A 12920-nucleotide genomic window follows, 5' to 3' on the forward strand; every position below is an offset into this window, starting at 1 on the left:
TCAGAACAAAGGGATTGATATGATAGGCATTACTAAGATTTTTTTACCTAAGCTGCAAAATGTATTTCGGTTATGAAATGATTACTCAGCAGCTGTAACTTAGTTAGCTAGTGAACCAAACTGGGCACTGATCTAACAAGAATATTCAGGGTTTCAAGATGACACTTTGACGGTAACCAATGCCAGCAGTCGGCTAACAGAAGGCTGAAGTACAAATGAACACACTTGGAAGTAGTGCTGACGGCGGTGTACAGAACGACAAGTAGTCGACGTTTGCTTGACTATTGTCCAACCTTTTTCCTACCGTTGATCAACAGTTTTTATTCATAACTCTTAGAAACTCAAGGGGAAGGCGAAGGGACTGATTAGTTTAACCCTATTACAAAAGGGCATTTCACCTTTCGTTTCTAGTTCTCTCTTACATTCCTCATACTCGATTAATCGCTCATCGCTCATTGTTGTTAGGACGCTTATCCTCTCCTTTAAGTTTCTATTCTCGTACGTTAATTGTGCCATCTGCAAAGACAGGAAATAAGTAGACATGTTTTTCATTATGGTTCAAAATTACCTTTGACCTGGTAGAATTTTAAGAGTTCATTTTTTTAGGTATTAGGCAGCAGCAAGCCAAGGTCCAATAGTATGAGGGTTGGGCGGACCCACGCATGTCCTGTGACGGTAGCTGGAAACCTAGGCTCATGGTTTGATGCGCCGCTCTCGCTGTATCAAGTCATAATTATTAGCAAGTTATCCCGTGGTATCGGCTCTCACAATCTCAGCACAATATGAAGCAAACGGATTTGCAAGTATTTGTCCTAAGAATTGATGGAAATGCTTGTCTATGCATTTATTACACCTCGTGTGGATTATTGCAATAGTGTTTTGTGTGGGTTGCACAAATTAGGCCATGTTCACAGTATATGGGATAGCTTTTGGGCCAGTGCGAAAACTATACCGGCTAGGGCTTCTGTTTACTCATAAGAATGGTGATTTCGGCGCGATTTCTGCTAAAGGAGCGATGCTGCGCTGCGCCGCGCCGATCACTTAAGTCGAATAACGGATAGATGTTCACACTACGCTCGATAGCTTTAAGTGTCGGCACGAAAAGCTAACCGGTATAGTCTGAACATAGCATAGACCAGCAATAACAAAATTGCATGGAGAGAGTTTCGAGACACCTTGGCCCGGCAAGTTTTTCTAATCGCCTAGGTCTTGTCATATCTCGCCTTTCCCCTAGCGATCTGCATTGGCTCCCTGTCAGGGCTTGGATTGGCCTTAAGATACTGCTGTTTACTCACGGCCTAGTGCCTAACTATTGGTGTGATCTATTGATCTTTAAGTCGTCTTCTTATAACCTTAGATTACTTAGTAGTGTTATACTTTCTACGCCAGCTGTTTAAACTTAGGTGAAAGAGCTTATTTTAATTATTTGACAGCAGCACCCACGCTCTGGAACGCTCATCTCTCATTGTCGTGCAGTCGTTAAGGTGAATAATTTTAAGACGCATCTGAAGACTTTTCTTTTTAGATCTGTGTATTGGTGACAGATCTTTTATTTGCCTATGTTTCATGCATATGTATATTTTTTAATATCTTATCCCTGTCTTTTTTAATGTAATGTGAGATCCTCCCTTGGTAGTATTCTACTTCCTGTTTCACGGGTTTAGCAAAATCACTCTATTTTACACACAATAAGGTATTAATTATTTTGTATTATTATTATCATATTATTATTATTATCATTATTATTGTTATTATTATTATAACGAGTGATACCGGTAAAAGAAAATTATAATTATTTTACACCATATAAACTTCGAGTTTAAACCTTAAAATAATTTGATCAAAAAGGGTTAGCTTTTTCGTCTTTCTTCGGTGCCGCATATTTATACGAAGAAGTCACGGTTCGAGGTTGTCCACTATGGTGAGAAGTGATTCCATTTGCTTTCATTGAAATGGGTGGATGAAAATTGATCACTCTTTTTGATATACAAATCATGTCCAGGGACATACAAATCATGTCAAAGAGAAAGGAAATCAACTGTTACAGCTGATTCTAAAGTCGCGGCACAAGCCGATTAAGATGACTGAACACAGTTTTGCGGGCGGTCAGCGGTAACTCGTGTGAAGGCGCGTGTTTTAAATTAGACAAACAAACATGGCAGTGAAAAAGCAATAGTACACAGAAGACGATTTTTCAGAATCTACTCATTCAAGAATTTTTACTTTTATCGTATTTTAAATAATGAAAACTTTAAAATGGAAGTTGAACTGACAAATTTTTTGACACATTTAATAATTACAGTACAATTATATTATTATTATCTAAAAACCCGTTTGTTAAAATTTGGTCAATTAAAAATAAGTTTCAAAAGGTAATGATTAATTTCGTTCGACGTTAGGAGAATGCAACACATAATCTTGGGATTCCTGTCGTACTCAAGGGTGACCTTTTCAGCAAGCGTGTTCCGTCGTACGTCTGCACTTTCTGCGCCACTTTGAATAATTTAGCTCGCGTTATTTACGTCATAAGCAATTGTCATAAGCGCAAATGGCAATCTCGTGCATCACTGGTTCCATCAAGGTCAACAAGGTGATTGGACGGAAATATTTGAGTTCGGCAAACGAATGAACTTTGGAGTTGTTTTCTAAGCGGGTTTTTTCACTGAGCTGATGATTCTGCTACACCTTTTTCGGTCAATGCCGTTCAAATCGAGCTCGAACTTCGTAAAAACACACAAATAAAGACCAGGTAACATTTGTGTGGTGAGAAGTAGACCCGTGCGTTTGAGTCTATTTACATATTTGTAGTTTAACCTCTCACATGCACGAAAAATATTCTGGGACAAAGTAAGCTTGAAGAATTTTATCCGCGTATCAGTGCAGGTTTTACAGACTTAGTAACTAGAATACCTGTGTAAACTGCCTGTTTAGTTTTAGCTCTGGAACTGATGCACTCTTGGAGAAATTCAAGGAAAGGATAACCATATTTTAGCCATCAAATAAAATGGCCGAAACTCCATGTAGTTGATTAACCTTTTATGCCACGCACATTTGATATAATAAAGAACAAAAGACATAAATGTAAACTAGGATGATGGTATTGTATCTGCTCCAAGTCTTGGGTTGTAGCGTTTAAGTGGACTTGAGAAACAGAGCTATACATTTTGAACTTTTTACAACAGTTTCTGAGTTAAAAATTAGGTTTTTTGCCACCAACAAACAATTGGTGTTACCATGACAACAATAAAGTAGCAACCCGAATAAAGTGCATTTTAAGACATCTACCCACAATATTATATAATTGCATGCAAAATTTAAAGGGGAGAGTCAAAATGTTTCATTTTCCACTTTGCTTGACTGTTACAGAGAATTACTCTTAAGTATCTTCAAAGAGAGCAGAGCTCGCCACTACCGTGGACTGGTGCAGTGCGAGCTGTGAAAAAGACTTGTCAAGTGCAAGCACATATTCTTTACCTCAGTCGGATTGAAATTCCCACTCTGGTGGGTAACTTGGAACTCAAAGCATTATCCCGAGGAAGGAAACTTGGAATGGAAATCTTATCCCAATGGTTGGGAAGTTTGTTTTTGATCAAAGTACCAACCCTATCCCGTGGTCGCCCTCCCCCCCACCCCCCCTCTCCCCCTCGGGTATAAGATTGATAGCTGCATTACGCGACTTTTAAACTTCTGGCTCAGTTTTTGTTTGGCCTTTGGTGCTGCTTTGAGAATGGAATGATAATTACTCAGAGACAATGCAGAGTAAAGAAATTGTTGCGGAAAACAGCCGGCAATGGACGTAAAACTGTTTATTCATTTTTCAAATGTGACATTTTAGTGATGCTTAAATGAAATGATTAAGTGAAAAAAACGGGATGTGAGCACATGGTTTTGTCTTTAGTTTTTGTTCGCTCGTACAATTTTGGATGGTTGCCTGTATGCGATTGAAAAGCTTATTTGGAAACTAATACAGTCCTGAATTGTTCCTACTTTGGGTTTAGTGGTTATTTTTTGGTTGCGGGAACAACTTGCCAATTTATGACATGATAACGAAAAAAGTACTTTAAAAACGAACTAAAACATTCAACACACTTTGATCACGTGACTGATGACGTCTTGTCCATCTTTTGGTCATGAAAAAAATTATCAGGTAGAGCATTGCTTTCCAGCAAATTTTCTCTGCCGTCTGATACGATGTAATAATTTGGAAATAGTCACGTGGCTGATTACGTCCTTACCTTAAACGTGACATGGGAAGATATTTTATGGCAAATGTTATCTTTTTGTGGTCTGACAGTCTTCTTCATATAAAATTGTCAAAATTATAAATCTGTTTAGAAAATTGCCTTAAAGGATTCTGGGAGATTTTTTATGATAATTGTAATTTACTTTTATAATAATTATTTTCCGAGACCTGAAAACCATTGCCAAGAAAGACATAACAATCAGTTTGTTAACATACCAGGATAAAATAGTTACTAAACTACACTGGAAAACACCCTGCTCCAATACGTATATTGCTTTTTGATAAATTGCGAAAGAATCTAGCTAGTATCTATTTCCTTATTAAATGGTGCATGTATCACATGATCATTAAAAAGAAATAGAGCCTTCGCTCATTTTCTTACCGTACTTCTCGGAGATTCCTCAGCTTCTTGATGTTATGTCGGTGTTGAAAATAAACGAAAAAAGAAAACAAAAGAAATTAATTAATTAAAATAAGAGTCACAAGAAGTCATTGCATTCCTTAGCTTGCTAATTGGCGTTACGGGTTGTGTTGTTAGCTGAGAAGCACCCAATGGATCTGTTACTCCAAAACTCTGTTCTTCAGGCCAATTTTTTTTGGCTGGAGATTTGTAATAAAATTATATTTCCTTGGAAGGAAAAGGTTGGTGGAAGATAGACAATTCTGGGTGTCTAAAGGGATTTGAAGTCTTGATTTGATAGCTGTAATGTGCTATTTGTCAAAAAGGGGTCCCCCCCAACTGAAGGGTTGAATTTCGTTCCAAGGCCAACTCCCATTTCCTGTCAACCCCCCCCCCCCCTCCACTTAAGGGCTGAATTTTGCCCCTTGACCACACCCAAACTTGCCAGTAATGTCTGGACATACGGTTGCTGGGAAACTTCCCAGTAAGTTAGGTTGCAGGTTGTAGGTGCACCTTGCTGGCTGTTAACTCCTCCATCAGTCTTGCTGGGAGTGAGGAACAGATACATTTTTCCCAGCAATCTCCCAAAATGCTTAAAATGGCTTCAGAAAGCTCTATTCATGCTTTGTTGTTGTTGTTAGGTCTTTTTGTCAAAATTTCTTATTGGGTGCCCCTGTTAACTATGACGTCGAAAATCATCGAGAATGCTCTACTTGTACTGATTTATTATGTACATGCACAACTCAAATAATCTATCATCGATTTACTGTTCACAAACTATCAAAAAAATAAAATATAATGGAAATATTTATTGGCTGACAACTTCCAAGCAAACTGAAGTTAATTCCTGGCATTCTATTTCATTTCACAGATAATGTTTGATGTTGGGGGGCAAGAGCTAGTAGTACCGTTTGATTCTTCCAACATGGTTCCGTCAAATCTGCAAGAAAAAAAGAAGACGTATAGACTGAGTAGTTAGGGAAAGATACCTTTCAGCGAAATCCCAAATTTCACACCTGGTGCCCGCATTCCTTCAAAATGCGCGCCCCACCATATGAAAAATGGCAAACCGCTAAAAGAGTATCTTTCCCTAACTACTCTAAAATAACACAAAATAACACAAATCTACAAATTCCTGTTATTACCGGATACTTAAATTATCCCATATTTCAAATTCCACGTCAGAAAAAATAAAATTGAAATTTAAAAGAATAAAATCTTATAATAAAATTGCTTTTCACAAGGAATCATGTCAAAACAATCAGCTTCAAAAGAGTTCCAGAATATGTCTCTGGATCAAATTAGAAAATTAGTAAAAAAAGAGGAGAAAGCTCTTAAAAAAGAGTACTCAGAATTAGCAGAAAGAAAGAAACTAATCAAAAGGTTTCAAAAAATACAAAAAGCTAGGCAAAAAGTAAGACAGGGAGTAAATATCAAAAAAAAGACTAAAAAGAAGAAGACATTTCAGGAGTATTTTGATGAGTGTATAAAAAACAGAAAAATACCTGAGGATACCCCTCCATTTTTCAGAAAAGCACTTGAAAAGCTTATTGAGCAATACGACGAAAAAATAGTTCAGACTAAAACAGCTATTGATGAGTTTGCAAAACAGTATGTAATAGAGGGTGATCCAAATTTAACACCTGATCAATTTTTTGAGAAAAATAAAAATATTATTAAACTATTCTTCCAAAAGAACAAAAATATTAAAGCAAATTTTGTTCTTGTTTGTGATATGCAGCAACCACTTTTTGATAAAAATGGTCTTGCTGGTTACAAGGAGGATGAAGCGTATTTTAGAACTGAGAAAAAGAGAGTTTTAAAGTCAACAAACGTGGAAAAGCTTGTAAAAGATAACATTAAAAAGATTAACTTGGATATTGAAAAGTATCAGAATAATGGAAGTGGATGGTATTTTAGGAACATAAAAGAATTGCAGATAAATGTTGTTGAATACTCCCCTCAAAAAGGCTCATCATATATAGATTTACCAGTTTGGATTAAAAATAAAAAGGCAATAATTAACCCGAAAAACAAAGACGATAAATGCTTTATTTGGTGTGTATTAAGATACCTTCACATGAAACCAAGAGATAATGAGATAATTTCAGATTTGAAAAAGTATGAAAACGAGTTAGTAACAAAGGGGTTAAGTTTTCCAATGGATATTAAAAGTATAAGAAAGTTTGAAAAGCTTAACCCAAATATTCCAAGTATAACAGTCTTCTCAGTTGAAGGAAAAACTATTTATCCTCTTAAACTCTCAAACAAAAATTGCCAAAAAAGTATAGATTTATTTCTTTTTGAAGAGGATGGTAAAAGTCACTACTCTTTGATAAAAAATCTAAGTAGGTTAATTAGAACTCAACTGACTAAAACAAGAGTTATTGGTGGTGTTTTTATTTGTAAAAGATGTTTGTGCCATTTCAAAGTAAAAAGTAGTTTTGAGAAACATGAAAAATACTGTTCCAGCAACAAAATGGTTGCAGTTAAAATGCCAAAGAAGGGAGAAAGTCTTTATTTCAAAAACTTTCACAAAAAGTATCCGGTTCCTTTTGTAATATATGCTGATTTTGAGTGTTTTACAAAACCTGTTTCAAATTGTAAACCAGATCCAAGTAAATCTTATAACATAGAATACCAAAAACACGAACCATCAGGATTTTGTTTTTATCTCAAAGGGGTAACAGGAAGGTTTAAAACAGAAAGCTTTACAAAGGAAAAAGAAGATGACAATGTGGCGGCTATTTTTGTAGATAAAATTGTGGGTTACACCCAATCAATATATACTGAATACTACCGAAAACCAAAACCGAAGTTATTGACTAAAAAAGAAGAGAATTCTTTTAAACAAGCTGAATATTGCTCGTTATGTGAGGAAGAATTGGGTGAAGACAGAGTTAGAGATCACTGCCATTTCACAGGTAAATACAGAGGTGCTGCTCACAACGAGTGTAATTTGAGATGTCGTAAACCAAGAGTTCTTCCAGTTATATTCCATAATCTTCAAGGTTATGACGCCCATCTTTTCATAAAGGAACTTGCTAAAATTCCAGGAAAATTAGATTGTATTCCATCTACGGAAGAGAAATACATTTCCTTTTCAAAACATATTAAAGTAGGTGAATACAGAGGTACAAAAGGCAAAATGTGTGAAATTACATTTGAAATCAGATTTATAGACTCTTTCAAATTTCTTCAAACATCTCTTGCAAATCTTGTTTCAAATTTGCAACCAACAGACTTTGTTAATACAAAAAGAAAGTTTAAAAATAATACTCTACTACTTACTCGAAAAGGTGTTTACCCTTACGACTATGTTTCCTCATTGAAAAAACTATCAGAAACACAACTCCCACCAAGAGAAGAATTTTATTCTAAACTAAACGATGAGCACATAAGTGAAGAAGATTTCTATCACGCAATTCGTGTTTGGGACACACTCAATTGTAAAACAATCAGAGATTATCACGATTTATATCTTAAATCTGATGTGTTACTCTTAGCTGATGTTTTTGAAAACTTCAGGAAAACTTGTATGAAACATTACAATCTTGATCCAGCTTATTATTACACTTCACCAGGTCTTGCCTGGGATGCATGCCTTAAAACAACAGGTCAGCAGTTACAACTACTTGACGATTACGATATGTTAATGATGTTTGAAAGGGGAATACGCGGTGGAATAACTCACATATCAAAGAGATACGCAGAAGCAAATAATCAATACATGAAAACCTACGATCCCGAAAAACCTTCAACCTACATTCAATACCTTGATGCAAACAATCTTTATGGTTGGGCGATGTCTCAGCCACTCCCAACGCATGGTTTTGAGTGGGTTGAAAATCTAACAAAAGAAAAAGTCCTTCGTATATTAGAGGAGGATGAGCAGGGGGGTTTTGGGGGGACAAGGTCCCCCCAGGGCTATATTTTTGATGTAGATCTGGTTTACCCAAAACATCTTTGGGAAACACATAACGATTACCCACTTGCTCCAGAACTTCTCAAAGTAAATGGGGTTGAAAAACTTATATGCCATTTCAAACCAAGAACCAACTATGTGCTTCATTACAAAAATCTGAAACAGTATCTCAATATGGGGCTCAAACTCGAAGCGGTAAATAGAGCGATATCTTTTGAGCAATCCCCCTGGATGGAGCCTTATATAAGAAAGAACACGGAATTGCGTAAAACAGCAGCTAACAGTTTTGAGAAAGACTTTTTTAAGCTAATGAATAATTCAGTTTTTGGAAAGACAATAGAAAACATTAGAAAAAGACAAAACATAAAACTGGTTGATAATCGTAAAATAGCTCTAAAACTCTCAAAAAGGCCCAACTTTGAAAGAGCCACGATTTTCGATAAAAATCTTATTGCGGCCCATATGAAAGAAACAGAGGTGTATTTCAATAAACCAGTTTATGTAGGCCAAGCAATTTTAGACTTATCCAAAACTTTAATGTTCAACTTTCACTACAATTATATAAAAGAAAAATATGACACAAAAGCTGAGTTACTTTTTACGGATACTGATAGCCTAATGTATCGGATACAAACAGAAGATTTTTACGTAGACATAACAGACGATGTAAAATCCAAGTTTGACACATCAGATTACCCTCAATCTCATCCATCTGGAATTCCAACAGGGTTAAACAAAAAAGTAATTGGAATGTTCAAGGATGAAGTAGCAGGAAAGCAAATCACACATTTCATAGGTCTTCGCCCTAAGTTATATAGCTTCAAAATAGAAGAGGGAAAAAACATAAAAAAGTGTAAGGGAATAAAAAAGTCTGTGGTTTCAAAAGGAATTACATTTGAGCATTATTTTGATTGTTTATTCACGGGGGATAAACAAATGCGAAGTATGAAAATAATACAAAGTAGGAATCACAATATATATTCCAAAGAGGTTAATAAAATAGCTCTGAGCTGCGATGATGACAAAAGATTGGTGCAAAGTAACAAAGTTGATACTAAAGCAATAAGGTAAAATTAAAAATTAAAAAAATAAAAAATAAATGAAATACTCAGAAGAACAAATAAAAAAATATTTAGAAATTTTGCATAATTATACTAAAAATCTCTCAGATGAACCAAAAATGCAATCCTCGCAATGTTCAAATTGTGAAAATAGCAAATATTTTACAATAGATTTTGGTTATAAGATTTGTGAAGAATGCGGAGTAACAAACGGGCATGTACTAGGTTACTTTGATCCAAAAGAGTATGACAGATTATATTTCAGGAAGAAAAGCGTCTACCAGCGAAAATACTATTACGAGAAAAAGATAAAACAGATTCCAAATTTGACAGGAGAGGAAAAGGACGAATTATACAGAAAGTTAATGGAAATAGATGAGAAAGTTATGAAAGAGGTAAATAAAAAGTTCAGCCGTAAGAGAATGATTAATGTCTTTTATGTCGCAAATAGAATTTTGGGGGAAATAGGCTCAAAAAACAAAATTTCACTTAATATTTCATCTCAAACGCGAGACTATTATGATAAATGGTGGGAAAGTTATCTTGAATTAAGAGAGGGGTAAATTCTATATTAACTAAATATAGAATTAATCAACCCCCCCATGGAAAACCCAATACAAAATTCCTGTTAAGTATCCGAGAACTTCATTTTCTTGAAAACCAGAGTCAAAAACATAAACACTGCCTCTTCCAAGTTTGAAGTGGCTCCAGAAAGATCTGAAACCCAAATTGAAAATCAAATGATTAGCCAATACCTTAGATTTAGTTCTAATAGTATGTCTGTAACCTGATAGTTTGTTAATAATTCTATTCAAATCCATCACTTGGTTGAAATATTTTGCATATAAATACTCATAAACAAGACAAGCTTTGATAAAGTTATCGTTATAAAATTGTGTTTTTGCAGCTGGAAATCTGAAGTTAACGTATGCTACTATTTCCTTTAACATTTTTTATATTATGCTTGGATAAAAAAAATTGAAGCATAAAGAAATAAATATTAAAACAAAATGCAAAATTTTGTTTTAGAAAACGGAAAAAAGTTTTTTATTCATCCTGTCTATAAAAAATACGCTGCAAATGAAGATGGAGAAATCATGAATATTAGACTGAGGAAAGCTAGGAAAGGAAATCTTATTAACAATGGTTATCTTAAATGCGGTATAACAACAGGAGAAAATAAGATTAAATCTTACTTATCTCATAGATTCGTTTTCGAATGCTTTTACGGTCTAATTGAAAAAAACAAACAGATCAATCATATAAATTCTATCAGAACGGACAACAGGATAAAAAATTTGGAAGTCGTAACAGCAAGCGAAAACATTAAAAAATCAGCAAAAAACAGAAATTTTGGTAGTTATCGCAAAAATCCTAAAAAGGTAACAGCAATAAATTTGGTAACAAAAAAAGAAACAAATTTTAAAAGCTTGTACTCTGTTGGAAAAATGCTGGGAATAAATCCAGCCCAAGTTAGTATGATTTGCTTAGGTATTTATAAAACAGCAACATCAAAAATAAATGGCCAAAAATATTATTTCAGATATTTTGATTAGATTTTAGTTTAGAGACTTTATCTCGTCTAGATAATAAAAAATTTTTATAAACTCTTGGCACTTTTTCTCATCTTCTGCACTAACTCCATCCATTTTGACAAGCTTATGGCACAGGCTCATAGCATAATCAAGACAAATTTGGTCGTCAACGCTATATTTCTGTTCCATTTCTTTTACCAAATCTTTTCCAGTAGAAGATAAAGTAGTTTCAAAATTTTTTATAAAACTTTTTTTCAAATTTCTTAACTCCTCCATTTATTACTTGCTTAGATTATTTTCGGTTGAAGGAAAGGGGGTTTGGGGTAAAACACAGTTTTCCTCCACTGAAAACTTCTTTTTATATTTTTTAGCAAATCTATCAGATATAGGAGTTTGATCAATTATCATTTCATCTATCAGTTTCATCCTATCAATAAACTCTTGTTTATCCCATTCATCTCCTCTAAGAGCTGATCTCAGTTCTACTAGTACCTTTTCATAAGTCGTGAATGCGATCTTTGACATCTCAATTTTTCTCTGTGGATTTTTCTTTTTTCCAATACCAGCTACAATAATCCCAGCGCCATTTATAACACCAAGAATAACTGGGTTTAGTGTTATCCCACCAGCAATTGTTCCTATAGCTACAAGACTTATTCCGGTTATCGTAAAAAAATCATCAAGAAATTTATAACTCTTGTAACACCTTTTAAAACACCAATATTTTTTGTGATAATGCTTATAAAAATCTTTTAGAACATCAATATCTGATTCTGACAGAGATTTATCAATGTGATTAAACTCAAAGATATCCTTCATTTTATATTATACTCAGATTATGCGGCGTAGCAGCAGGGGGGTTTTGGGGCTCGCAATCCCCCCACTATACTATGTAACTTCCGTTTAACTTTTCTTGAAGCATTACTTTATGATATTGCTCAGAATCAGTGTCGTAAAAGTTTGGAGAGTACATTAATTTATTTAACACTCCATCTTCAGTTTTAAACTTCCAACGTTGATTAACATTATAAAAAACAGCTGGTATAGTTAATGTTCCGCTATAGTTACTTATTTTAACTTTTGTAACATTTGAATCAAAATTTTCTGTTAGCCATAATACAATTATTTTTCCACTAAATTCACTTAGCATGGTAAAATTTTGAGTTGCTTTATTGATAGTTAGAGTTACTTTATTGTTTGTTTTATCATAGTTTAATTTTACTAAAATATTATTATTTGTTGATAAATATTTAGTTAGGGTAAAACTCCTATTTCTCCAATGAGTAAAAACAATACATAAAGTAGATTTCGAAGAATGTGTAGGAGAAAAAGTAACATCGTAACCATTAACATGTAATCCATCTTTTTCTATTTCATCTAGGTCTTTATTAGGTGGTAGTGTAATATTAGGCTTTACAGAATTAATAATAACTCCAGATGAACCTATATTTATTCCATAACTATCCGCATGAGTAAAGTCATAGACCTCACTAAAGTATAATCTATACAAAGCATTTTTAGTAAAAGGAGCTACTTCTTTTACTAAAGCGACTGTCGCGGCACTATTATTATTTTGTCGGTCAAGTTTAATATTTGTAATTTCTTTTTGATTTGCATTTATATCAACATTGTACACTACTTCTGTTGGTTTGATATCAAATGCGGTGTGATAGTCGTAAACTTTATCTGGGTCGATATTGCTAAATGTACCCACAATGCCATAAGCAATGATGTAAACTCCTGAAAACAGTGATGG

The 12920-nt window shown here is 34.3% G+C and carries 7 protein-coding genes; 3 read left to right on the forward strand and 4 right to left on the reverse strand.

Annotated elements, in window-relative coordinates:
- Positions 1-5892 precede the first annotated feature (5892 nt).
- On the forward strand, positions 5893-9639 hold the full coding sequence (locus ACQY22_RS00005; RefSeq protein ID WP_428323598.1) for a hypothetical protein: 3747 nt from the start codon (positions 5893-5895) through the stop codon (positions 9637-9639).
- A gap of 28 nt (positions 9640-9667) precedes the next feature.
- A complete protein-coding gene (locus ACQY22_RS00010; RefSeq protein ID WP_428323599.1) occupies positions 9668-10192 on the forward strand; it encodes a hypothetical protein in 525 nt (174 codons plus the stop codon).
- Positions 10193-10216: 24 nt separating this feature from the next.
- Here the strand turns inward: ACQY22_RS00010 and ACQY22_RS00015 are convergent, their stop codons facing one another.
- Entirely contained in the window at positions 10217-10579 is a 363-nt protein-coding gene (locus ACQY22_RS00015) for a hypothetical protein (RefSeq protein WP_428323600.1), read from the reverse strand.
- 60 nt (positions 10580-10639) lie between these two features.
- Here ACQY22_RS00015 and ACQY22_RS00020 point away from each other — a divergent pair, with 60 nt between their 5' ends.
- Entirely contained in the window at positions 10640-11185 is a 546-nt protein-coding gene (locus ACQY22_RS00020) for an HNH endonuclease signature motif containing protein (RefSeq protein ID WP_428323601.1), read from the forward strand.
- 3 nt (positions 11186-11188) lie between these two features.
- Here ACQY22_RS00020 and ACQY22_RS00025 read toward each other — a convergent pair whose 3' ends face one another.
- The 3 genes from ACQY22_RS00025 to ACQY22_RS00035 form a co-directional block, all read right to left on the reverse strand.
- Positions 11189-11422 carry a hypothetical protein gene (locus ACQY22_RS00025; RefSeq protein WP_428323602.1) on the reverse strand — a complete coding sequence of 78 codons (234 nt, stop codon included), beginning with the start codon at positions 11420-11422 and terminating at the stop codon, positions 11189-11191.
- Between the two features lie 21 nt (positions 11423-11443).
- A complete protein-coding gene (locus ACQY22_RS00030; RefSeq protein WP_428323603.1) occupies positions 11444-11983 on the reverse strand; it encodes a hypothetical protein in 540 nt (179 codons plus the stop codon).
- Positions 11984-12047: 64 nt separating this feature from the next.
- The coding region (locus ACQY22_RS00035; protein WP_428323604.1) for a hypothetical protein at positions 12048-12920 on the reverse strand (873 nt) is incomplete at its 5' end.

Origin of the sequence: Candidatus Nitrosopumilus sp., from assembly GCF_965263415.1 — an archaeon.
Taxonomy (GTDB): domain Archaea; phylum Thermoproteota; class Nitrososphaeria; order Nitrososphaerales; family Nitrosopumilaceae; genus Nitrosopumilus.